Source organism: Bradyrhizobium sp. B117, from assembly GCF_038969555.1.
Taxonomy (GTDB): domain Bacteria; phylum Pseudomonadota; class Alphaproteobacteria; order Rhizobiales; family Xanthobacteraceae; genus Bradyrhizobium.
This window is the reverse complement of record NZ_CP152414.1, coordinates 3525139-3547854: the sequence shown is the minus strand read 5'-3', so window position 1 is coordinate 3547854 and position 22716 is coordinate 3525139. Positions and strand designations below refer to the sequence as shown.

The window sequence follows — 22716 nt, the reverse complement described above, 5'->3', positions numbered from 1 at the left end:
TGCTTCCGTCGCCTGGGGGAAGCTGACCGTGCTCATAGCGCAAACTGACGAATCGGTGTGACGTTGTATATGTCCGCCCCGGTAACCCTGAGCCTTTTTCCGTGCTGGTCGAAGACCAGGATGCGGTTGGGGTCGACAGACAAATGCAGTGTTTGACCGAGCGCCACCTGCGGCGCCCGCTCAGCCGCGAGGCGGGCGACGAGGGGATGATCGAGGCCGGCAAGGTCGAGATGGACGAAAAGGTCGGAGCCCATGTGCTCAACAAGCCGGACCGTTCCGGTCAGAGTGTTGGCGCCACCGCAATCCGCCGGGTGGAAGGCTTCCGGGCGAATGCCGAGCGTGACCGCCGCGCCAGGCTGCATATCGGAGAGACACTGGAAACTGGTACCAACGGCCTCGACCGATCCTCGCTCGCGCACCACGGCATCGAGAAAGTTGATCTTGGGACTTCCAACGAATTCCGCTACGCGGCGGTCGTCGGGGTCGGCGTAGATCGCTTGGGGTGGGGCAACCTGGATTAATTCGCCATCGAGCATCACCGCGACCCTATCGGAGAGGGTCATCGCCTCGGCCTGGTCATGGGTGACATAGACGAACGTGACGCCGAGCCGGCGATGAAGGTCCTTGATCTCGGCACGCATCTGGACGCGGAGCTTGGCATCAAGGTTACTCAGCGGCTCGTCCATTAGGAAGACAGCCGGATGGCGAACCATAGCGCGGCCGACCGCGACGCGCTGGCGCTGACCGCCGGATAGCTGGCCGGGCTTGCGGAAAAGTAGATGACCAATACCGAGCGCCTTAGCCGTGCGGGTGACTTCTGCCTCGATCTCCGCCGAGATTCGTTTTGTGCTCGGCGTGATCCGACCTAGAATTGGCAGCCTTTGCCATGCCTTCAATTGTCGCATGCGAAGCGGCAGGGCCATATTGGCGGCGACCGTCATATGTGGATATAGCGCGTAGGACTGAAAAACCATGGCGACGTCGCGGAGTTTTGGTCGCACGCCATCGACTAAGCGTTTTCCGATCGTCACCGACCCGCTGTCCTGCACTTCTAAACCCGCCAAGATCCTGAGAAGCGTCGACTTACCGCATCCCGATGGTCCCAAGAGCGTCACGAACTCCCCAGCCTCGATCGCAAGCGAAACGCCCCGAAGCACGGATGTTGGGCCGAAGGATTTAGTGATGTCATGAAGATGGATGTCGCTCATATGCCAACGTCTTTCCAGGGCCGAGCCGGCCCTTCATCGCGATGGGCGTCTTGCTGAGGGAACTTGGCCTCTCTACTGGGGCTTGATGAAGTGGTGCTGACAGAACTAGTACGATCTCGCCAGTCATACCTAGAGCGATTGGATCTTGGACCGCAGACCGTGACGATACGGTCCTTACGCCGGGTCGGAGTTTTCACGCCGGCGCCGCGACCCAGACTATCGGCTGTAGAGACGACACGGCCTGGCGTGTGCGAATTCTCCGAAGCTGGCATGAGGCCGATCGTTGTCCGCGCCCAATGCTAAACTCGACGCTCACTCGCATGATAGGACGACCCGGTCGATAACAAGATCAGGGTTCCGTCTCGTCCCATCAAAATGGTCGGCGCTGGGGCCTCTGCGTGCTGTAGTAGATCCTCGTAACGCTGCTCGTTGAACATCAAGCGACAGCCTCAGACGCGGCTGCCGCGAAAGACCGTCTCATCGTGATCGTTTTCCCAACCTCGAACAGCCTGTCAGTAACACTGCTTCTCACCTCCTCGTCATGGAAGATACCGACGATTGCTGTGCCCCGTGCCTTGGCCTCATTGATGAGAGCAGTGACGACGTTGCGGTTTGACGCGTCAAGCGAGGCCGTAGGCTCGTCGAGCAAGAGGATGGGGTAGTCGACCATGAAGCCGCGAGCGATGTTGACGCGCTGCTGCTCGCCGCCCGAAAAGGTCGCAGGTGCAAGCGACCAGAGCCGCTTGGGGATGTTGAGGCGAGCGAGCAGTGCCTTTGCCTTCGCGTTTGCTTCCTCTGCCGGGACACCGATGGCGATCGCCGGTTCAGTTACAATGTCAATGGTAGCAACGCGCGGGATGACGCGTAGGAACTGACTTACATAGCCGATCGTACGACGCCGCACCTCGACTACTTCCCAGGGCTCGGCGCTGACCAGGTCGATGGAGTCGCCGCCGTGCTGTACGATGATGCGCCCGGCGTCCGGCTTGTAGTTAGCATAAAGCGAGCGCAGCAAGGTCGACTTGCCCGTGCCGGAGGGGCCGTGCAGGCAGACGCACTCCCCTGCCCGGATCTCGAGAGAGATGTCATTGAAGACGTCGATTTGTGCGCCGCCTTGCGTATGAAGTGTGAAGACTTTGGAAAGACCGCAGACACTGACGAGTATGCTCATGATGAGTACCTTTCCTTAAACCTGCAGCACGGACGCAACGAGGAGCTGCGTATAGGGATGATGAGGATCATCGAGCACTTGATCGGTAAGCCCCTCCTCGATCACCCGCCCCTGCTGCATCACCATCAGCCGGTCGGCGAGTAGACGTGCCACGCCGATATCGTGGGTGACAACAACAACGGCGATGCCGAGTTGGCGGACGAGCCCGCGCAGCAGGTCGAGGAGCTTTGCCTGGACCGAGACATCGAGACCGCCGGTCGGCTCGTCCATCAGCACGAGGCGGGGGTGGGTGGCAAGTCCGCGAGCGATCTGCAGCCGCTGTTGCATGCCGCCGGAGAAGACTTCGGGCAGGTCGTCTATGCGCTGCCCCTCTATATCGACCTTCTCGAGCCATTGGAGCGCCGTCGCGCGCAAGGAACCGTAGTGGCGGCCGCCGGCAGCCATAAGTGGCTCTGCGATATTTCCGCCGGCGCTGATATCGAGACGCAATCCATCGCGCGGGTTCTGGTGGATGAGCGAGACGGTCGGCGGCAGGAATTGCTCGCGCGAAACTTCATCCATCGCCCAGAGATCGACGATGTGGTCATCGGAAGCAATCCGGACCCTGCCATCATCCGGCTGGATACGGCCGGCAAGGCAGCGGAGGAGAGTGGACTTACCCGAGCCGCTCTCTCCCACGATGCCGAGGACCTCGCCCTGACGTAGCGAGAACGACACTTCATCACAAGCCAGAACTCGTCCGAATCTTTTGGATAGATGCTCCACCCGAAGGATTTCTCTTGCTCTCGGTTTCATGCGTCGGCCCTTTCATCGCGCTGCTCAGCGCAATAGGCGGTATCCGAGCAGAGAAAGGCTCGTGTACCACAATCGTCGAGCAGGATTTCGTCGAGATAGCTATTCTGCGCGCCGCAAACCGAGCAACATGCCTCGAACCGTTGCACGGTGAAGGGATGGTCGGCAAAATCGAGACTCTTGACGTCGGTAAAGGGCGGGATGGCGTGGATCCGCCGTTCCCGTCCCGCACCGAAGATTGCGAGTGCCCGGCTGCGGTGAAGCTTTGGATTATCGAATTTCGGGATCGGCGAGGGCGAGGCGAGATAACGGCCGTTGACGATGACTGGATAGTCGCAGGACAGGGCCACGTGGCCAAGCCGTGAAATATCCTCGTAAAGACGTACATACATCAGGCCGTACCGCGCGAAGGCGTGCATCTTCCGCGCGACCGCCTCCTGAGGAATAAGCCGGCGCAAAGGTTCGGGCGTCGGCACCTGGACTACGAGGATCTGATCGTCAGTGAGTGCCCGCTCGGGGATGCGGTGGCGGGTCTGGATAACCGTAGCCTCACCCGTACGCTCGGTCGTGGTTACGCCGGCAACCTTAGTGAAGAAATGCCGGATCGAGACGGCATTCGTGGTGTCATCTGCCCCCTGGTCGATCACCTTCAGCACGTCCTGGCGACCGAGAAGGCTCGCGGTCACTTGAAGACCGCCGGTGCCCCACCCAGGAAGAAGCGGCATCTCCCGGCTGCCAAACGGTACTTGGTAGCCGGGCACCGCGACCGCTTTCAGGATCGCCCGCCGGATCATCCGTTTGGTCAGCTCGTCCAGAAAGGCGAAGCTGTAGATACCATCGTCGTCGAGGGAGAAGTCATTGTCCATGGAGGGCCTCCGTGAGCGGAACCGGTCCGGGGGCAGCCTCGAGGCCGGACTGCCGATGCCGTTTCGCGTAGTCTGCCCGCATCTGGTTGAGCAGCTGTATCTGGGCTTGGAAGTCAACGTAGTGCGGCAGCTTCAAGTGCTGCACCAAGCCGGACGCCGCCACGCTGTCGCAATGGGACAGGACAAATTCGTCGTCTTGGGCCGGGTAGGCGACCGTCTCCCCCAGTTCAGTCGACCGCAGCGCGCGGTCGAGCATCGCCATGGAGAGCGACTTGCGCTCGCCATGACCGAAGACAAGGCCGTAGCCGCGCGTGTAGCGTGGCGGCAGCGACCCATCGCCAGTGGTCAGATGCACCGTTTGGCATTCGGTCAGGCGGACCATACCAATGCCGACCGCTATATCGAGTTCGGGGATGGCCAGGGTGACAGTCGCGTCGCCGTAGCGCAGTTCCGCAAGGAATGGATGATTTTGGCCGTAGCCGCGCATTGTCGAATAGCAGAGCCCCATCAAGAAGCCCTCATCGCCGCGCGCTAGAGTCTGTAGACGCTCGTCCCGTCTTGATGGAAACACCACTGGGTCCCGAGTGATATCGCCGACCCTCTCCCCTCCGTCAGGCTGGACGTCCTCGACGATATCAGCCCGCGCCAACACGCCGGAGTCTTTCGCAAAGGAGTGCGCCGCCGCGTCCGCGTTGAAGTGCGCGGTGCCGTTGTCCCGGCTCCCCTCTTCGGCCTCGCCAAGGCCGGCGAGATCGGAGAGGTTATCGCTACCCGCCTCGCCCATCAGAGCTTCGTCAAGTATGCGATGCGTATAGTCGTAGGTGGGCCCGAGGAGCTGACCGCCCGGCACGTCTTTGTGAGTCGTTACGATCCGGCGGCGCACCACCATCGCTGCCGTGTCGACCGGGTCGGTATAGCCGAAGCGAGTGAGCGTAGTGCGCGCGGCGCGCAAGAGGTAGATAGCCTCGGAGAGGTCGCCCTCAGCCTGCTTGATCGCCAGCGCCGCGAGCGCAGGATCATAAAGCGACCCCTCGCTCATTACTCGATCGACGGCGAGCGACAATTGCTCGCGGATTTGGTCAACGCTAAGATCGGCAAACATCGGATTGCCGCGCCGGCGCTTCGCCAGCAGACGGTGTGAAGCGGCAATGGCGGCTTCACCGCCTTTAATGGAGGTAATCATGGTTAGTCGGCCTTCGTTGAGCGCGGGAGGCCGACGACGGCGCGGTCGTCGACGAGGAAGACGTCGACGCCGAGAGGATATCGAGCGGCATTTTCACGCCAAGCCGACCAGAACCAGTCGGGTAGCCCCCGGGCCGAGAGGATTGTTGCAGTCTCGATGCCTGGCCCCGACAGCCGGACGGCGGATCCGCCGACTAACGCGGGCACCTGAATGACGAGCGTCGTCGATCGATCTGGATAAGCGGCTTCGCCCGGATGAAAGCCGCCGATTGGCGGCAGTTGGCCGGCATCGCTGATCAGCGCGATAGTCGCGACCTTCGGATTGGGGACCTGCGGCGCGTTGGTGTGGAAATGAAGGTAGCGCCTGACCGACTCCGTAGAAAGTGCCGGATCAAGCCATATCGGGCAATCCACGTCAGCGAGCGTTAGAGCGATCGCAGCGAGCGGGCCGCCCATGGGGGGTGGGGGCTGGCCTGGACCGGGAAGCACGACCGGTGTGCCGGGGCGCGACAAGGCCTTTAGGAGACGGCGGAATGACGATTGCGCATCGTGAACGGGATCGCGGAATGCGGGCCGGATAAGATCAACTGTCATTCGCCATTGGCCTCCCGTCCAAGCATAAAAAAATCGACCTTGCTCTGTTGTGTCTCATGGCGGACAGCTTGTTCGCCCTCTCTCACGCAACGATCGAGCGCCGCGATAATTGGGGCAAAGATCGCGGCTCCTGCCAACTGATCCCGCTGCAAAAGGCCGTCGAACAGAGCGGCGAGCGCAGCGTGACGTTTGTTGCGGCCTAGCACATAGGCAATCCCGATCTCGCCGGTCTCGATCTGGACGGTGCAGCGCGTCACAGTCGCCTCGCCGAGATTGAATACCGTGCCGGTGCGCCCCACCGCGCCCCTCAACATGGTGGCGCCATATTCAGGCCGGCGGATCCATTGGAATTTTGGACGGGCTATAGCCGCCCATTGCCGTTCCAGCTCGGCAAGAGGCGCCTTGGCAAGCACGGTCATCCAATCTCGACGGGTCGTTTGATCGCCGGGAACGATTTGCGTTGCGGACATATTCAATTCTCTTTTCTGGTCTCAGAGCACCCGCTGGCCGGCGGTCCAGACCGCGCGGACTATCGGACCGGACCGGTCGGCCACGCGGATGAGATCAGCGCGCTTGCCCACCGCGACTTCGCCGCGATCTGCAAGCCCGAATGTCTCCGCCGGACGGAATGTTCCGAATGCCACCGCCTCGGCGAGCGTTGGCCCATCGGACTGACTCGCCAGGCTCCAGATAGAGCGTAGAATGCTTGCCGGGATGTAGTCCGAGCTGATGATATCGATGAGGCCCTCCCGGGCCAGCTCCCGCGCCGAGACGTTGCCGATGTGGGAGCGCCCGGCGACGAGGTTGGGTCCGCCGACGATGATCGTCATCCCGGCGGTCCGGGCGGCCTTTGCCGCCTCCAAGGTGATCGGGAATTCGGAAATGGTGAGTCCGAACCCGACTGCTTCTGCGATATGCGCTGCAGTGGTATCGTCGTGGCTGGCGAAGCGCAGTCGGCGTGCGAGACAGTGCGCAATGAGGCGACGCCGGTTATCTTCGGTGCAGTCCTCCGTGGTAGCGACGGCGAGGATCGCTGCCTCGATCTTTTCCTCGGACGTTTTCCTGCGCCGCTCAAGACGGCGGAAGCGCTCAGGGTCCCGCCGCGGCCCGTCATCCATGATCGTCACGAACCGAAGTTCGGATCGGTCGGCATGAGGAACGAAGAGATCGAGGAGATCACGCTCCCGGGCATCGCAGCGCAAGTGGAGTAGGTGATCAGCCCGGAGCAGCCCATGCCGACGTGCCTGGTCAAGCCCCTCCAACATCAACGGCAGCAACCGCCGGCGTTCAGACTCTCCCGCCGCACCAACAACAAGGGAATCGAACACCGTAGTGGTGCCTGCCGCGCAGACCTGCACATCGTGCGCGATCGCGGCGCCGAGGGGATCCCAGGTCATGCCAGCGCGAGGGTAAATGTGCTTTTCCAGATGGTCGGTATGGACGTCGATCAACCCAGGCAGCAGGTGATCGCCATCGAAGTCGAGAGCCGCCGACGCAGTCGTCTTACCCCTCGAAACGTCCGCAATCATCCCGTCGACAATCTGAACCGTTCCGGTGAAACACGCCGACCGGGCCACGATGCTCGCGTTAGTCAAGACAATTTCGCTGGATTGAGCGATATCTGGTCGTCTTTGAATTTGAGAACTTGCCGATTGCCCCATCGGAGCGCGCCTCTTTCCTGCCATTGAACCCGCCTCGGTTCTAGCAGCAATCAACAGCGCGTGAGAGACGATGCCGTGACAAATCGTGTCACTTTGGCCGACTTGTACCAATGGCTTTCAATCGAGACGTCCAGCGCCTGTTCGGCGCGCCAGCAGCGGAGAGCAGCGCGAGCGAAGCGGCCTAGGACCACGAAGGCGATTTGTTCCGCACCAGGCTGGAGAGTTTTGACTGGAACTCGATGCTAGCTGAACAGGCGCGCCGTCACCCGGCTGATGGCAGTGCGTCGGGGCTGGGCGTCGAGAAGAGTGTCCGCTGCACATTTGTCGGCAGGTGGACGCTTGCGTTCTTGATTCGAATGCCTGCACTCGCCACAGCAACGTGCGCAGCTCCTATCGTAGGTCGATCTTCGCATTCGGCATACCGAATCAGTACAAGTTCGACAAAGTGACACGATTTGTCACGGCATCGTCTCTCACGCACCCTTAAGAGCTGATAGAATCGCTTTAATGAAAACCGTGTCTGGGGCGAGGCCCTCATCAGAGGTCCCAGGAACCAAATTGCGCGATCAATTACAACTCACTGGCCCGACGTGTCATGGTGGACTTACTCGCCTCGAGCCATGGCAGGTGATCTTCGATATCCGACGTCACGCCATCGGCTATGCCGGCCAGTTCTTGCGCGTCATTCCACGAGTATCGACCGCGTACATCGTCGCTGAGCCTGCGATTGCGAACGACGTTGCTGCGGAAACAGCTCGCGCTGATGAGGAGGCGCGCGAGGCTGTTGCCGACCGCCTGTTCGAGATGGGCAAGCTGCCCATCCGCCAGAGCAAGATCGGTGCTGCAGAGGAGGTAGTCGCCTGATGACCGCGACTTCCGCGCCCCGCTACGCGATCTACTACACGCCGGCTCCGGAGCACCCGCTGACGGTGGCGGCGAGAACTTGGCTTGGCCGCGACGCTTTCGCTGGAGGCTTGGCCGCGGTACCGGTCGGCCTCGCCGCCGCTACTAAAAACCAAGTTCGGGACTCTGTCACCAATACTGCCCGCCGATACGGCTTCCACGCGACGCTCAAGGCGCCATTCCGGCTAAAGGAGGGTTATTCCGTCGAGGATTTGGAGCGAGCGCTCCGGAAGTTCGTGAAAGCTTGGCCTTGGTGCCCGATCGGCCCTCTGAAAATCGATCTGCTGGGCAGCTTCTTTGCGCTCGTCCCCGCGAATCCGATTCTCACCTTGCGAGGCTTTGCCTCGTGCATCGTCGAAGAGTTCGACAGTTTTCGAGCACCGCTGAGCCAAAACGAGTTTCAACGACGTTTGTGCGGTCCGCTTGACGAGATCGAGACCACTCATCTTGTGCGATGGGGCTACCCGTACGTTTTCGATCGCTTCCGCTTCCACATGACCCTAACCGATCGCCTTCCCGCTGGTAGTCTGGACGAGGTACGGCAGGAGTTGGATACGGTCTTCGCTCCCTTGCTCCTCGAAGATTACAGTGTCGATGCGCTTTCCCTGTTCGTTCAGGAGCATTTGGGCGCTGATTTTGTTGTGCGATCACAGTTCGCCTTGAGGCCCCCTATCCTCCTCAAAGAAGCGGTTTAAACTGATGACCTTTGGGGGCGGCCACTTGGTTCTCCTAGTTGGGCCCAGCGAGGCAGGTAAGGATACCCTGATCGATTATGCCCGCGCGCAATTGAGGTCCGATCCTTAGTTCCGTTTCGTCCGCCCGGTAATCACCAGGCCTCCTTCTGTCGGCGAGGATCACGAATCTGTCGATTCGCCGAGCGAGCGGCGGGATGTTCGCTTTGCATTGGCACGCGAACGGCTTTTCTACGGGATTCCGAGTGCGATCAGCGAGCAGCTTGATCGCGGCGCTGTGGTAGTGGTCAACGGCTCCCGGCCCAAAATGGCCAACGTGAGTGGCTTCCATCGCGCCAGGCCCGCCCCCGTGACAAGCAGAAAGCCGCGTTTCGTGAGGTAACGCCCCAGTTCAGGGACGGCTTTATAGGCCGGGTGCAGTCGCGAAAGACTATGCCCGCCCATCACGCTAACGAGCGTAGGCTCCATCATGCGAGCCAACAATGTCTTTAAAGCCTCCGCGATAGGTGCGTCATGTTCGGCTTCAGCGAGCCTGATGTCGAGCGTTCGGGGCGTCGCAATACCGTCAGAAACATAACGGCGATAGGCACCGAAATCCCAAGACTTGACGAAGGCCAAATTTGTCGCTAGGATCATACTCTACCAACAGATCGCCAATATCATAGAGCCTGTGAGGGTTTCCGGCGTCGGGCAATTTGCCAGCGCCCACAATGCGGCGATCGCCTTCAACGTCTGGGTAGATGCTGGTGCGACTCTCGATCAGGCCTACTATGATCGAGTCACTCCGCTTATTGGCCAACAACTCGGCTTCGCCGGCATACGGCTTGCAGCTCTTCGCAATGCCCTTATACGCTACGCCAGTGACGCCGCGGGCAATTGGCTTCGGGCATCAGCATGTCGGAAACCGCTAACTGCGATACGCCACCGGACCTGAGACTTCGTTGGGACAGCGGCTGCCCCGGCTCGCGGAAGCTTTGGAGGGAATAGGCGACATCAGTATCTTCGCCATCAGTTCATCCTCGACCTTCGGCGAGGGAGCAGGCCCGGCAACGGGTACGTAGACAAGCTCGCAACAGCACTCGCTAGCCGTTTTCCCACGCGCAAGATCGATATGCACAACGCCGGCGTAAACGGCGATGAAGCGCCAAATGAAGCCGCACGGTTCAAGAAGGAGGTTATCTCGTTTAATCCAGCTTTGGTGATTTGGCAGGTCGGCACCAATGCCGCTTGGAAGGACTATTCTCTAGACAATGACTGAGCGGCCGTTATCCGTGGCATTGATCATCTGTCAAAGACCAACGCCGACGTCGTCTTGATGAACCTTCAATATGCACCGGCGTTGCTTCAAAAAGACGAGACGCCGACGGCCGCCACGCAAGAAATGCTTCGCATCATTGAAACCATCGCGGCCGAGCATGAATGTCGCGCTTTTCCGCCGTTTCGAAATCATGCGCTACTGGCATGTCAAACGCGATATAAGATCGACCAGATGATCAGTAATTTCGACGGAAATTGGCTACCCAGAATGATTGGAGCTACAACTACATAGCTCAAGCCCTCTGCGACGGCTTGGCCGAAGCGGCTGTCCCGGACTAAGCCAAAGGCGTCGGTAAAAGGACGGAACCGGCCCTCCATTCATAAATCGCCACCGCGGCCTTTGCCCACGCGGCGAGAGATCATCGGACGATTAAGCGGTTACCCGTCCATCGGCATATCTTCCGGGATCTCCTGTCGCAGCTTTGGCCCTTGACTGAGCCGTCGGCCGAGCGCCGCAACGAAATTATCATAACGCGCTCCGGCCTGTGCTTTCGCGGCCTTGGCAGCCGGTTCGGGGAGTGGCGGTGTCGTCGTGAGCCAGAAGCGGATGAAGAGGGCGATCGTTTCGACTGAAATCCCGACATCCCGCTCAAGCCGCGCGATCCGGCGGTCGATCTGATCGAGTCTCTTGGCGGTAGCGGCCTCCCGCCTCTCGTCAGCGTCCGGCGACAGAAAGGACGCGATCGCGGCTTCGGCGATGAGCGAGAGCGATTGCTCGCGCCGGGCGGCATAGGCCGACAGCGCCTTCATGACATCAGGATCGAGATAGACCGAGATTTGGGCCTTCTTCTTCGTTGCGATCATGTTTACCTCACAATCCGAGATCATCGCCAGGATCGAGCGAGGCTTGGCGTGCGACGCCCTGCATCACGTCGTTCATGCGCCTGATCCGCGGGGCATCGTCATCGAACTCGTCAGCGACGTCAGTTGCGAACTCGTTGTCGATCGGCTCCTTCTTATCCACCGTGTCTTGATCTAGTTCCGGATTCCGCCGCCGATCGGCGGTCTTAGGATCTTGATCATCCGTCTGATCGTCAGCCGGCACCGATAATGCCGTTGGGCGCGGCGGTAGTGGTTGCGAACTCCAGTCATCCGATCGCCTGTTATCGGCCTTGGTCAACGTTGGCGGCGCTATGATGCGCTCCTGGAAGCGGCCGTCCTCATAATAGCGCGCTTTCTTCGCCCGGATCGGATGGAGACCCGACATCATCACGATCTCATCTGATGGCGGCAGCTGCATCATCTCGCCGGGGGTGAGCAGCGGACGCGCGGTCTCCGACCGCGACACCATGAGGTGACCGAGCCAAGGGGCCAACCGGCTGCCAGCATAGTTCTTCATCGCCTTCATCTCGGTCGCGGTGCCGAGCGCGTCGCTCACCCGTTTGGCGGTCCGCTCGTCGTTAGTCGCGAAACTGACGCGGAGGTGACAGTTGTCGAGGATCGAGTTGTTCGGCCCATAGGCCTTCTCGATCTGGTTCAGCGACTGGGCGATCAGGAAGCTCTTGATGCCGTAACCTGCCATGAAGGCTAGCGCCGATTCGAAGAAGTCGAGCCGGCCGAGCGCCGGAAACTCATCGAGCATCAGGAGGAGCCGGCGCCGGACGGCCTTGGCCTGAAGATCCTCGGTCAAACGGCGGCCGATCTGGTTGAGGATCAGACGGATCAGCGGCTTGGTGCGGTTGATATCCGAGGGCGGCACCACAAGGTAGAGCGTGGTGGGCCGGTCCCAGCCGACGATGTCGGTGATCCGCCAGTCGCAGCGCCGTGTCACCTCCGCCACGATGGGGTCTCGGTAAAGGCCGAGGAACGACATCGCGGTGCTCAGGACGCCGGAGCGTTCGTTGCCGGACTTGTTCAGCAGCTCGCGGGCGGCGGATGCGACGACCGGATGGACGCCGGCCTCGCCGAGATGCGCCGTCCGCATCATCGCGGCGAGCGTCGACTCGATCGGCCGTTTCGGATCGGACAGGAAGGCTGCGACGCCGGCGAGCGTCTTGTCCTCCTCGGCGTAGAGGACGTGGAGAATCGCCCCGACGAGCAGTGCGTGGCTGGTTTTCTCCCAATGGTTCCGCTTCTCGAGGCTGCCTTCGGGGTCGACGAGGATGTCGGCGATGTTCTGGACGTCGCGCACCTCCCACTCGCCACGGCGGACCTCCAGCAACGGATTATAGGCCGACGACTTCGCGTTGGTCGGATCGAACAGAAGGACGCGGCCGTGGTGGCTGCGGAAGCCGGCGGTGAGCTGCCAGTTCTCGCCCTTGATGTCGTGAACGATCGCCGAGCCCGGCCACGTCAGGAGCGAAGGGATGACAAGGCCGACGCCCTTTCCGCTCCGGGTCGGCGCGAAGCACAGGACATGCTCCGGCCCATCATGGCGAAGATAGGAGCCCTCGAACCGGCCGAGCACGACGCCATCAGGCCCGAGCAGGCCTGCCTGCTCGATCTCCTTTGCCTCCGCCCATCGCGCGGAGCCATAGGTCTCCGCATTCTCTGCCTCGCGGGCGCGCCAGACCGACATGCCGATCGCAACGGTCGCGGCGATGATGCCGCCGGATGCGGCGATATAGCCACCCTCAATGAAAATTGAGGGCGCATAAGCATCGTAGGCGTACCACCACCAAAAAAAGGCCGGCGGGAGATAGAAGGGAAAATGGAGCAGCTCGAACCAGGGCTGCCCCAGCTGCGGCTGGAAACCGAGCCGCCAGGCTGTCCACTCAGTCGCGGCCCAGATCGTCAGCACGACGATCGCAAAGACCGTGATGACCTGCCCCCAGAGAATCTTGGTCGCGGACATGGCGGTCGCCCTCTCCTGATGTCGGTGATTGGAAGGATCGCTCACAAGCCGAGCCCCCGGTTGCGCCCAAAACCCCAATCGATGCCGCCATCCGCGCGCGTGACGCCGGAAACATGCCGGCCGAGCTGCTTTTCGAGAGAGGGCGTCCAGGGCACGAGCTGGAAGCCCAGACCGTCGTCGAGCATGGCGAAGCGACCGGAAGCGAGCGCAAAGCGCTGGCGATAGGTGCCGGCCACATACTCGCCGGCAGCCGACGGGTTAAACGGCTGACCGGTCTCGGCGGCGAGCTGCTTGCCGAGATCCTCCAATTCTCGGCGCCGTAGCGTGCCGATGAGATTCTTCGCGAACACCAGCCCGCGCGACTGGCGCTCGGCGAGCCCTTGCCCGATGAGCTGCTCGGCCCGCCGCTCCATGGCGTCGCGGACCTCGGCGCCGAAGCCGGCTTGGCCGAGCGCCACTGGATCGCGCGCGACTGCTTGGCGGTCGAGCCATGTCGCACCACTTGCCGTCACCTGCGCTTCGATCGACAGATCGGAGCGAATGGCGAGCGCCACCCGACGCCGGCCTTGTGCGTCATCGAATTTGCGGAGCTCGACGATCGACCCCGGTGCGCTGTCGCCGGCGGCGTCGAGATCGGGCAGCCTGATGTGGTGGGTGCGGCCATCGACGCCGTCGACCACGGCGTAAGCTGTCCCCTTCAGTTCGTCGTCGAGACCGCGATCGACGAGGCGTCCGATGACGGGGACATCGAGGCTTTCACCTGCCAGCACGTAGCTGGAGCTGCCGCGCTCGATGCCGCGCTCGGTCAGGCTGCGGTGGATGCGCTTGATGATATCGCCACGTTCGCCGAGCTCGCGCAAGGTCGTCTCGGCGGCGTCGTCCATGGACCATTGGCCGGACCCGAGTTGATGAGCCAGGCCAAGGCTCTCCAGTCGCCGCAGCCGGCCCACCTTCAATGCATGGAACTGATCGGACTGCTGCGCCGGATTGGGCGCAAGGTCGATGACACCGTGCCGGTCTGCATCCCGAACAAGCTGGCGGTCGAGCTGGGTCCAGCGCTCGGCATCGACTTGATGCTCGAGCGAGCGGCGGATGTCGAGATCGGAGCGGAGTCCAAGTTCCTGCGTGACCAGGTCCTGCGCGCGAGCCCGCATCCCCTCCTTGATGTAGTCGCGGGAGATGACGAGGTCCTGGCCATCCTCGGCGACGCCGCGCACGATGATGTGGACGTGTGGGTGCTGGGTGTTCCAGTGGTCGACGCCCACCCAGTCGAGCTTGGTGCCAAGGTCCACCTCCATCTGACCGACCAGCTCGCGGGCAAAGCCCTTGAGGTCGGCCATATCGGCCGCGTCTTCTGGCGACACGATGAAGCGGAAATGGTGGCGGTCATTCTGACAGCGCTCGGCGAATGTCTTGGGATCGGCATCCTCCGTATCCGGGCCGAACAGGAGGGCCTTCTCCCCGTCCTGAGTGACGCCCTCCCGCCGGAGATAGCCAAGATGCGCGGCGAGCGGCGCCGATCTCGCTCTATGCCGGACAACGCGCGTCTTGATCGTCACCAGGCGCGAGCGGCCGGTGAGCAGACGGTTTGCCCGCACGCTGGCAATCCGACCTCGGCCGAAGCGCGAATGCCGGGAGCCCACGAGATGGCCGGCGCGCGAGATGCCACCGCCGGCGCGCTGAGCCGCCGCAAGCGCCTGGGCGATGAAGGGCTTGGCGCGTTGGCTCCGTGAGGAGCGGATGCGGCCTGGCCGAGGCTGAAAGTCGTTCTCCTCAGCCATTGCCCACCCCGGCAATGTGTGAAAAGCAGAATCCCCGCAATGAGTTGCTGGTGAGGCGCACGTTGCGCGCCGAAGCCACACATTGCCGGATCAGTAAAAAAACGAAGCAACAACAACGAACCGACCGAGCCGCACATTGCGGCCTTTTATCTCGCCATCGTGCGGTTGCTACTTGCGGCGATTTGCGACAAGTTCGGATGATTGCGGTGGATCCTTCAATAGCGCCTGCCCGAACACGTTGGCTGGTGGCCGATTCATTACGAAAGAGCCGCCGCGACTTTGCAATCGACTTGCGAAGCCCCCACTGTTTGCGACCGTTTGCGATAGCGATCGTTACCCGAAGGGCCGAGACACCCGTAGGGTGGCTCGGTGAGGAGCGAAGCGACGAGTAGAGCGCGGGCCGAAGGCATCGCCCGTACACCATCAGCACGTTATTATCGCACTGCTCCGCGAACTCTTGCCCGCGTGAGCGAAGGTCCTTTAGTAGCAAACCCGAAAGTCTTAGCGTCAGCGCGAATTTACAATCGATGGCGTTGGCAAGCCACCGTCGCGTGGCGGATACGCAGATCTCCGCAACAAGAGTGCGTGCGGACGTACCGCGATCCGCGCATTGATGTTGAAGATGCCGTGCAGTCATTGCGATCGTCCCGTTGTCGAGAGCGCGACGAACAAGCCTTCCGATTGCGGCGCGATTGCAGAGAGATCGTGCACGGGAACTGCGGCGGGTCTGTCGAACCCCCGTCGATCGGGTGTTGCTGGCGTGACAGTGGGCGGCCGATCAGTGTGGCCGAAAAACAGTGGCGCCCGCGTCCAGGATGAACGGGAAGAGGCCGCGAGGAGAAGAGGTCCTGGTGCCCTCTCCGCATCGACAAAAGGGACGATGGCTGCGACATAGGCTGTCGTCTCGGCGGGGAGTGGACGATGCCTGTCGCGAAAATCCTCGTAGCGGCCGGGACCCGCATTATAGGCCGCGAGAAAGCCCGGCGAGCCGTAGCGGTCGTGCAGTTCGCGAAGGAATGCGGCGCCCGCGAGGATGTTGTCACGGGGATTGAAAGGATCGCGTCCGAGACCGTAGCGAACTCGCATGTCCGCCCAGGTCTTGGGCATGAGTTGCATCAGACCGAGCGCGCCTTTTGGTGAGACCGCGCGCCTGTCACCGTTGCTCTCGACTCGCATGACGGCGCGTATCCATGCCGCCGGAATGCCGAAGCGCTGCGCGGCTTGCGCTACATAAGTGACATAGTGGTCGCCTGCCGTTTGACTTCGCGTCGGCGCCTTCTCTGCCGACACCGCCGGCATTGGACCACCAATCACCAGCAGACCAGCGAGCAGGAGAATGGCGAAGCGCACCGTGTCTCCGCCATCGCGCGAACAAACCGCCGTGCTCACGTGCGTCAGAAGTAAGCGCGGCGGGCTGCCCTGCCCTTGATCTCTGGTCCGCGCGGTGGCCGACGGACGTTCGTGCGGGATCAACGGATGAGACGGCTTTCCCCCGAACAAAGAGGTGCACCGTTGACGCGCGCGGTTGCGGGCATGCGAGACAGGGCCCTGCATGCGATCAGTCCCGCTCGGCGCGCTGGGGCAGACGATTCCAGTTCAGGGTCCAGGCCGATTTGTCGTCGCCCGACTGGAAGAGATTGGCGCGGATCGGCCGCGGCAACGTTGGATCGTCGATGATGAGCGAAACGTAATCGCCGGCCTTCTCGCCCGTCCGCTTCCAGCCTGCTCCGATCTCCGGGCCGTCGGCATCGCCGAGGCGGATACGGTAGTCCGGCGCGTTCTCGGCATCCGAGGATTCGGCCGGGACGAGGGTGAGAATCCGCTCGAAGAACAGCGTTTCAACGCGTCCGGTGAAGCCGGACTTGTCGCGGGTGAACTGGCCGATTTGCACCATGGGAAAGCTCCTGGGTTGGCGGGTTGGGAAGCGAGTCAATGGGTGGCGGCGCGCCAGACGAAACGGCCGTCGCCGGCCTCGTCGGTCCAAAGCGGGACTGCGCGCGCGACGATCGAAGTGACGGGAAGCGCGCCGAAATAGCGACCGTCCAGGCTGTCCGGAACGGTTGGGTTCATGAGGAAGACCTCGCCCGGCTCGAGGGTGTGGCAACCGCTCCAACGGGGCAGCGGACGGCCGAGATGGTCGCGGTCGTGTGCGGCGCCGACATCGACATGATCGACGGAAACGGTGTCGCCTGACCGGCAAACAGTCTGCCCGGGCAGCGCCATCACGTGCTTCAGCAGCGGCACACCGTTCGGAAGAAAGCCGCCATCGGCGAGAAAGCTCGCGATCGGCTCTGGTAGCCGTACCGCGACCAGTTCCAAGTCGCGCAACCCTCCAAGCGGCTGTAGCGCGTAGAGCCCTATTGGCGTGCTCGCGGTGGCGTTCCAGATCAGCCGCGGCGCGGGATGAACGAGCGCCAGGGCGCCAGCAAGCAGCGCCGCAAGGTCGGTCAACATGACATAGCCGAAGCGGGTCATGGCGTGACGCTCCGGCGCTTGAGCCAGGCAACATGCTGATCGCGCGTGTAGGCGCGCGGCACGTGGTCGGCGGCAAGACGGTTGTGGAGATGTCGCCAGTATTCGGGCGCGGCGTCGGCTGGATCGATCGCGAGCGCTTCGATTGCGTCGACGGCCTGCAACACACGCTCGACCTTCGGCCAGCTATCGACGCGCAGCAGGATTTCGCCGCCGGGACGGACGAATGGCAGTGTCTGATAGCGCTGGCCGGACTCCACGGCGCGCACGATGTCCATGCGCGATACCACAGTGCCGTAGTCATTCGATGCCCAGCGAACGAAGCCGAAGATGCTGCCGGGTGTAAAGCTCGATATGCTGCGGCGGCGGTCGAGGATCTTCTCCTCGGCCCGGCGACCGAAGCGCAGCCAGTGCTCGATCCGCTTCTCGATCCAGGTCAGCTCGACATGGGTGAGCGCAACAGCACGTCGATGCGCAGTCGGCACAGCGCGTGGCGGCAAGGCCTCGTTGTCATTCATGACGGCTCTCCGGCGTCAGTGGGGAACTCTCGCGCCAGCAGCTCGCGCAACATGTCTGCGACGGTGACGCCGCGCTGGAACGCGGCGACCTTGATGCGGCCGCGCAGCGCCGGCGTGACGTCGATGGTCAGGCGCGCGATGAATGCGGCTGCGTCATTGACGCTGCGTGGCGGCGCATCGCTCGCCTTGATCCAGCTCTCGGCATCGCCGGGGCGCGAGGCGAAACCGCGTTTGGTGGGGCGCTCGCTCATGGCGCGAACCTCGCGACTTCAGCAGCAAGCGCAGCGATCTCGCGGGCTGCGGCGCTCTGCTCGACGAACTCGAAGACAAGCCGGCCGGACTGCGCGGCGTCAGCGAAGACGACGCGTTGGCCGATCGTGCTGGCAAGCACCGGCGGATCGTGATCGGCGAGCGTTTCAGCCGTCTCGCGGGCGATGATCGTGCGCGCGCCGCAGCGGTTGAGCACAAAGCGAGCGGCGAGCTGCGGCCGGTAGATGCGGGCCTCTCGCAGCAGAGCGAGCATCTCGGCCGAGGCCCAGCCGTCGAATGGCGACGGCTGCACCGGGATCAGGACCAGATCAGCCGCCAGCAGTGCCGAACGCATCAATCCGGAGACGCGCGGCGGCCCGTTAATGACGACATGATCGGCGGTGCGTGCGATCTCCGGCGCCTCGCGGTGGAGTGTATCGCGCGCGAGGCCAACGACCCCGAACAGCCGCGGGACGTTCTCTCGCGCGCGCTGTTGGGACCAGTCCAATGCCGAGCCCTGCGGATCAGCATCGATTAGCGTCACGCGCTTCCCGCGCAGCGCCCATTCACCGGCGAGGTGCAGGGCGAGCGTCGTCTTGCCGACACCGCCTTTCTGGTTGAGCACGGCGACGATCATCGCTTGCCTCCCGTCTTGCGACCTGGAAGCGGCAGAGATGGTAGGCTTGGGTGCTCGGTTGGCGGCTGAGCGCGGGTGTCGGTGTTATCCGCAGGACGCGCGGCCCCACTACAACAGTTAGATTCTAAGTTAGACTCTAAGTTAGGGCGAGCGATCGTCTTTCCTGGCCAAAGCGTTAGCTGTGGTTTGCACTCCCGGAATCCCGATACCGGCACGCCCGGAGTCCCGATAGTGTGAACGCCCGAAGTCCCGAGATGATTCACAGCGCCGTCCACAGGAGCTGTGAATGACTTCGATGGCAGGATGCGCAGTAGCTCTCGGCGTTCCGTGCGTTCGATGCTCAGGCGGTAGCCTGGCAGCGGTTGACGTGCCGCGATCCGGCGGAGATCAAAGGCGAAGTCTGCAGGCTTGGCGAGACTGCCGGACTTCTCATGGAGGTGTGCGACCTCGAACAGCCAACCCTTTGGCTGGCGGCCGGCATGCTTGCGCGCGACACGGTAGAGCCAGCGCTCGATCCCGCCGGTCAGGCTGAAATAGGCCGGATCAATCGTGAGAACGAGCGAGCGATCGATGACGCCGCGATAGAACCAGTCAGGAAGGACGAATTCCATGCCTTCCACGCGGCCGTCGCGCCGCGCGCATTCCTCCCATTCGTTGATCCAGGAGAACTGGTGGCGTCGCCAATGCTCACCCTGCCGGATGCTGGTGCGGATTACGGTCGCCTGCAGGCGGGCCAATGCTCCCTTTAGGAGCTTGTAGTCCCGGGCCCCGGTCTGTCGGCCGACTGCGGTCAAAAGCTGATAGGGTGTGAAGCGCAGGAAGCGCGAGGTCTTCAGACCGAGGTTCTCGGCCTCGACAATCTGGCTGGCTGCCCAAATCAGCACGTCGGCGTCCCAAATGGTCGCCATGCCGTGCTCGGGAACCGCATAAACCTCGACGCGGATCTCGCCGGCCTCATAAAGGATCGGCGTCGTCCGCTTGGCCTTGGCGAGCGAAAAGAACGGCCGCTCCATCAGGTCGCGCTGATCGCGCGGGCTGGCATCGCCCGTGGCGACAACGAACGGATCGAGCTTGCTACGCTCGCTGGGCGTGATGAGACGGCGCGACGACATGGGCGAGCGTTGCCTTAGCGATGCGCGTGGCCGGCGGCCCGGGCCTCGACGTAGCGAGGATCCGATGTCGAGCTGCAGGCGGCCTGATCGGCCCACGCCTCGAGATCGCCGATGGCGTAAACGACACGCCCACCGAGCTTGCGGAAGGTCGGGCCATTGCCATGGCAGCGATATTTTTCGAGCGTCCGCGGGGAGATACCGAGGAGGCGCGCGGCCTCGGGGGTGCGCACGTAGCGGGTGGCGAGTTGCGCGGGCCTATCGAGCATGGGAGATCTCCGTCTTGCCTCGAAGCGCCGCGGCCAAGTCGCGGCTTGTCCGGGCCAGAGTGGCGGAGAGTTCAGGCGTTGGGGGTGGACGAAAAACTACGTAGGTTTGTGTCCCCCCATCGTCGCAACCAGGCGAAGCCGAGCGCTACGCGGGGGCGCGGGTTAACTCATCAGGGCGGCGGATGGCTTGGAGGGATCAGGGAGTCGATCAGAGGCCGCGTAGAAGCTTCAGATAGCCGCGCTCGACCAAAGCGATTGAATCATGAATGAGCCGGTTCGCCTTGCGGCGGGCATGCGAATCCTTCCACTCGACCGAACGACGCTGCGCATGGTCGGAGGCCAACACCTTCGCTGCCACTTCTCGCGGGCCGCCGCCGAGGTCATGGACGTCGAAGGCGTGAAGGAGCTGAATCAGTCGCCGCTTCTGGAACGACGTCAGCCGCAGCGCCGCCGGTAGAAGACCGATGCGCTGGCCACTAATGCGACGCACGAAGTGTAGCGCCATGTCGGCCCGCAGTTCGCCCATGCTGTCGAGCGGCACAAGCACGGCGGGGCGGCGCGCGGCCTGCTCGTCGCGCAAACGGACATGGAGCTCACCTGAGCCGTCGGCGACAACCAACTCGCGACCGTCAGCGTCTGTCCGTTCGATGAGCGGCAGTCCGAAAGCATTGCGATCGATCGAATGAACGGTCTGGAAGTCCGGCGGCGCGGACTCCAGGATCAGAGTTCCAGGTGATGCCTCGGGCAGCCAAATGGCTGGTTCGGGCCCAACCGGAGAGGCGGGATCATGGGCGACACCGCAACCTCCATCGACGTGCGAAACTAGTTCGGATGGTTTCGGGATCAGCGCCGGGGCGCGCGATCTCGCGCTCAGTGCGGGCGAAGTCGCGGCGGTAGTCGGCATTGCGGCGCAGGAACTCAAGGGCGAAGCCCGGACGCTCAAGGCGATTCAGGCGTTCGACGGTCTCCGGCGAGCGCCAGTACTGGGTCGGCATGGTCTGTCTTCTCGTCTTTTTGTTCTGTGCCCCGCACCACGTTCCATAAAGACGCTACAAGAGACTAGACCCGGAGGTTGCATCACGCGACATCGCAATTTGCGTGATTGGGCGCAAACTCACTGCATCCGCGGTTCCAAAAGGTCCTGATATCCGGCTTCCACCATCCATCGCGCGCGAGTGAGATGGCTGTCGTGGACGATTTTGGCACGATCCGGTTCGCGCGCAGGGTCGAGGCCGAAGATCACGCTGACCACCTCACGCCAGTCAGCGCCCTCCTCTTCGGCCATCAACAACCGAACGTAGATTGTAAGATGTTTCTCGTCGTAGGCGTTGACGCGCTCCGTTATTGGCGGCCTGTCCTGGAATGGCGCTTCGTTCATTGCAATTGCCCCTCGGCATCGATGCAGCGATTAGAATTCATCTAAGGTACGGAACTTTGCAAGCTGGGAAATCGTCGCACGCGATTTGTGCCGTGATGCGCAGATCGCATCGCGGCGCTCCCCGGAAGCGGCACACCAGGCCCCAGCCAGACGATATGAGTAGCACGGCTCCGTACGAATCGGAACGATCGTTCCTGGAACGATCGTTCCGATGTGAGTTCCCTTGTCGCCATGGATCTCAAGGAGGTCATGGCGATCAATTTGCGTCGGATACGCCATAAGAAGGAGATGACGCAGGAAGAGTTGGCCGATGGCGCTGGACTAAGTGTCCGTTACGTCGGCGCAATTGAACGCGCCGATGTGTCGGCCAGCGTAACCGTGCTCGGCCGAATTGCCGAGGCGCTAGGGGTCGAGGCAACCGATCTGATCAAACGAACGGCGGTTCATCCTCATCGGTCTCGATGACGCGACGAATTCGTGCTCCATTGCACCTTTGGCACATTATGAATCAACTCGGCATTGCGTCACGCATAAGTTGATAGGCGACTTTACGTAAATCTGGTTTGTCTCCAGAGACGCATACCTTTCAGGGACGGAAGGGCATACTGAGTGAGATGGAGTGGGCTTTATGACCCTGTACGAGCACTTGCCATCCGACATCCGCGAAGTCGTGGACGCTTACGTCGCGGACCTCAGGCCCCAACCTTGGCGAATTCGCTTCCTGTTGTTGATTGATCTCCTTCAAGAGAAGTTGGAGACCGGGGCCGCCGCCGAGCAGTGGCGCCTGCTTCAACAATGGACTGGCATAGTGACGGCGATCTTGGAACATTTGCCGCCTGACAGCTCCGTTGTCGAATGCTTGGGGTTGATGAGCATCAGCTTCAACGACGAATGGCGCGCTCAGGCACTCGGCCAGATCGAACGGGATCCCACGGCGCTGGATCGTTTGGTCGCAATTTGCCCCGACTGGGAAGACATCGTCGAGACCGTGTGGGAAGCCAATCAAAGACGGCCGATCAAGGCGGGACAGGTCCGCGGTCGCTGATGGAGACCGGTCCGCAGTCCGCGCCGGCTCGCGAAGCTCTGTACGGCCGGCTCTTGAGCAAGGCTATGCCTCGCCCGG

General features: G+C 62.2%; 27 protein-coding genes. 5 read left to right on the top strand and 22 right to left on the bottom strand.

Going from position 1 to position 22716, the window contains the following annotated elements:
- Nucleotides 1-32: 32 nt before the first annotated feature.
- The 8 genes from AAFG16_RS17430 to AAFG16_RS17395 all read right to left on the bottom strand — a co-directional run bounded on the left by AAFG16_RS17430 (nt 33) and on the right by AAFG16_RS17395 (nt 7408).
- The gene (locus AAFG16_RS17430) at nt 33-1208 is read right to left on the bottom strand and encodes an ABC transporter ATP-binding protein (RefSeq protein ID WP_342739947.1); all 1176 of its coding nucleotides are present in this window, start codon (nt 1206-1208) and stop codon (nt 33-35) included.
- 436 nt (nt 1209-1644) lie between these two features.
- Nucleotides 1645-2379 carry a phosphonate C-P lyase system protein PhnL gene (gene phnL / locus AAFG16_RS17425; protein ID WP_342739946.1) on the bottom strand — a complete coding sequence of 245 codons (735 nt, stop codon included), beginning with the start codon at nt 2377-2379 and terminating at the stop codon, nt 1645-1647.
- 15 nt (nt 2380-2394) lie between these two features.
- Entirely contained in the window at nt 2395-3174 is a 780-nt protein-coding gene (phnK, locus tag AAFG16_RS17420) for a phosphonate C-P lyase system protein PhnK (RefSeq protein WP_342739945.1), read from the bottom strand.
- The gene (locus AAFG16_RS17415) at nt 3171-4037 is read right to left on the bottom strand and encodes an alpha-D-ribose 1-methylphosphonate 5-phosphate C-P-lyase PhnJ (protein ID WP_342739944.1); all 867 of its coding nucleotides are present in this window, start codon (nt 4035-4037) and stop codon (nt 3171-3173) included. Before AAFG16_RS17415 ends, phnK begins: the two co-directional genes overlap by 4 nt.
- Nucleotides 4027-5220 (bottom strand): carbon-phosphorus lyase complex subunit PhnI, encoded by a 1194-nt coding sequence (locus AAFG16_RS17410; RefSeq protein WP_342739943.1) that lies wholly within the window; start codon nt 5218-5220, stop codon nt 4027-4029. Before AAFG16_RS17410 ends, AAFG16_RS17415 begins: the two co-directional genes overlap by 11 nt.
- A 2-nt stretch (nt 5221-5222) precedes the next feature.
- A complete protein-coding gene (gene phnH / locus AAFG16_RS17405; protein ID WP_342739942.1) occupies nt 5223-5813 on the bottom strand; it encodes a phosphonate C-P lyase system protein PhnH in 591 nt (196 codons plus the stop codon).
- Nucleotides 5810-6283, bottom strand: a complete 474-nt coding sequence (gene phnG / locus AAFG16_RS17400) for a phosphonate C-P lyase system protein PhnG (protein WP_342739941.1) — start codon at nt 6281-6283, stop codon at nt 5810-5812. Before phnG ends, phnH begins: the two co-directional genes overlap by 4 nt.
- A 21-nt stretch (nt 6284-6304) precedes the next feature.
- A complete protein-coding gene (locus tag AAFG16_RS17395; RefSeq protein WP_342739940.1) occupies nt 6305-7408 on the bottom strand; it encodes an alpha-D-ribose 1-methylphosphonate 5-triphosphate diphosphatase in 1104 nt (367 codons plus the stop codon).
- A gap of 624 nt (nt 7409-8032) precedes the next feature.
- Here AAFG16_RS17395 and AAFG16_RS17390 point away from each other — a divergent pair.
- The 3 genes from AAFG16_RS17390 (at nt 8033) to AAFG16_RS17380 (ending at nt 10327) form a co-directional block, all read left to right on the top strand.
- Nucleotides 8033-8338: a hypothetical protein gene (locus tag AAFG16_RS17390; protein WP_342739939.1), complete on the top strand. Its 306-nt coding sequence runs from the start codon at nt 8033-8035 to the stop codon at nt 8336-8338.
- The gene (locus AAFG16_RS17385) at nt 8338-9072 is read left to right on the top strand and encodes a DUF1045 domain-containing protein (RefSeq protein ID WP_342739938.1); all 735 of its coding nucleotides are present in this window, start codon (nt 8338-8340) and stop codon (nt 9070-9072) included. Before AAFG16_RS17390 ends, AAFG16_RS17385 begins: the two co-directional genes overlap by 1 nt.
- A gap of 1108 nt (nt 9073-10180) precedes the next feature.
- Entirely contained in the window at nt 10181-10327 is a 147-nt protein-coding gene (locus tag AAFG16_RS17380) for a hypothetical protein (RefSeq protein ID WP_342739937.1), read from the top strand.
- Between the two features lie 437 nt (nt 10328-10764).
- Here the strand turns inward: AAFG16_RS17380 and AAFG16_RS17375 are convergent, their stop codons facing one another.
- From AAFG16_RS17375 to AAFG16_RS17310, 14 genes are all read right to left on the bottom strand, one after another.
- Nucleotides 10765-11190: a CopG family transcriptional regulator gene (locus AAFG16_RS17375; protein ID WP_342739936.1), complete on the bottom strand. Its 426-nt coding sequence runs from the start codon at nt 11188-11190 to the stop codon at nt 10765-10767.
- A gap of 7 nt (nt 11191-11197) precedes the next feature.
- Nucleotides 11198-13180 carry a conjugal transfer protein TraG gene (locus tag AAFG16_RS17370; RefSeq protein WP_342739935.1) on the bottom strand — a complete coding sequence of 661 codons (1983 nt, stop codon included), beginning with the start codon at nt 13178-13180 and terminating at the stop codon, nt 11198-11200.
- A 41-nt stretch (nt 13181-13221) separates the two neighbouring features.
- Complete coding sequence (locus AAFG16_RS17365; RefSeq protein ID WP_342739934.1) at nt 13222-14961, bottom strand: DUF3363 domain-containing protein; 1740 nt, start codon at nt 14959-14961, stop codon at nt 13222-13224.
- A 633-nt stretch (nt 14962-15594) separates the two neighbouring features.
- Complete coding sequence (locus tag AAFG16_RS17360; protein WP_342739933.1) at nt 15595-16311, bottom strand: lytic transglycosylase domain-containing protein; 717 nt, start codon at nt 16309-16311, stop codon at nt 15595-15597.
- Nucleotides 16312-16519: 208 nt separating this feature from the next.
- Entirely contained in the window at nt 16520-16855 is a 336-nt protein-coding gene (locus AAFG16_RS17355; protein WP_342739932.1) for a DUF736 domain-containing protein, read from the bottom strand.
- 35 nt (nt 16856-16890) lie between these two features.
- The gene (locus tag AAFG16_RS17350; protein ID WP_342739931.1) at nt 16891-17436 is read right to left on the bottom strand and encodes a S26 family signal peptidase; all 546 of its coding nucleotides are present in this window, start codon (nt 17434-17436) and stop codon (nt 16891-16893) included.
- Complete coding sequence (locus tag AAFG16_RS17345; protein WP_342739930.1) at nt 17433-17951, bottom strand: DUF2840 domain-containing protein; 519 nt, start codon at nt 17949-17951, stop codon at nt 17433-17435. Before AAFG16_RS17345 ends, AAFG16_RS17350 begins: the two co-directional genes overlap by 4 nt.
- Nucleotides 17948-18202: a hypothetical protein gene (locus AAFG16_RS17340; RefSeq protein WP_342739929.1), complete on the bottom strand. Its 255-nt coding sequence runs from the start codon at nt 18200-18202 to the stop codon at nt 17948-17950. Before AAFG16_RS17340 ends, AAFG16_RS17345 begins: the two co-directional genes overlap by 4 nt.
- Nucleotides 18199-18837 carry a ParA family partition ATPase gene (gene parA / locus AAFG16_RS17335; RefSeq protein WP_342739927.1) on the bottom strand — a complete coding sequence of 213 codons (639 nt, stop codon included), beginning with the start codon at nt 18835-18837 and terminating at the stop codon, nt 18199-18201. The genes AAFG16_RS17340 and parA overlap by 4 nt, the downstream gene beginning before the upstream one ends.
- Nucleotides 18834-19949, bottom strand: a complete 1116-nt coding sequence (locus AAFG16_RS17330) for a replication initiator protein A (RefSeq protein ID WP_342739925.1) — start codon at nt 19947-19949, stop codon at nt 18834-18836. The genes parA and AAFG16_RS17330 overlap by 4 nt, the downstream gene beginning before the upstream one ends.
- Nucleotides 19950-19963: 14 nt before the next feature.
- Entirely contained in the window at nt 19964-20215 is a 252-nt protein-coding gene (locus tag AAFG16_RS17325) for a helix-turn-helix domain-containing protein (RefSeq protein WP_342739924.1), read from the bottom strand.
- 208 nt (nt 20216-20423) lie between these two features.
- The gene (locus tag AAFG16_RS17320; protein WP_342740924.1) at nt 20424-21059 is read right to left on the bottom strand and encodes a DUF2285 domain-containing protein; all 636 of its coding nucleotides are present in this window, start codon (nt 21057-21059) and stop codon (nt 20424-20426) included.
- Nucleotides 21001-21210: a DUF6499 domain-containing protein gene (locus tag AAFG16_RS17315; RefSeq protein WP_171901222.1), complete on the bottom strand. Its 210-nt coding sequence runs from the start codon at nt 21208-21210 to the stop codon at nt 21001-21003. Before AAFG16_RS17315 ends, AAFG16_RS17320 begins: the two co-directional genes overlap by 59 nt.
- A 119-nt stretch (nt 21211-21329) precedes the next feature.
- Entirely contained in the window at nt 21330-21593 is a 264-nt protein-coding gene (locus AAFG16_RS17310) for a DUF2285 domain-containing protein (RefSeq protein WP_342739923.1), read from the bottom strand.
- 231 nt (nt 21594-21824) lie between these two features.
- Here AAFG16_RS17310 and AAFG16_RS17305 point away from each other — a divergent pair, with 231 nt between their 5' ends.
- Together AAFG16_RS17305 and AAFG16_RS17300 are read left to right on the top strand one after the other, a co-directional pair.
- On the top strand, nt 21825-22058 hold the full coding sequence (locus tag AAFG16_RS17305; RefSeq protein WP_342739922.1) for a helix-turn-helix transcriptional regulator: 234 nt from the start codon (nt 21825-21827) through the stop codon (nt 22056-22058).
- Between the two features lie 163 nt (nt 22059-22221).
- Nucleotides 22222-22638 (top strand): hypothetical protein, encoded by a 417-nt coding sequence (locus tag AAFG16_RS17300; protein ID WP_342739921.1) that lies wholly within the window; start codon nt 22222-22224, stop codon nt 22636-22638.
- The last annotated feature ends 78 nt before the right edge of the window (nt 22639-22716 follow it).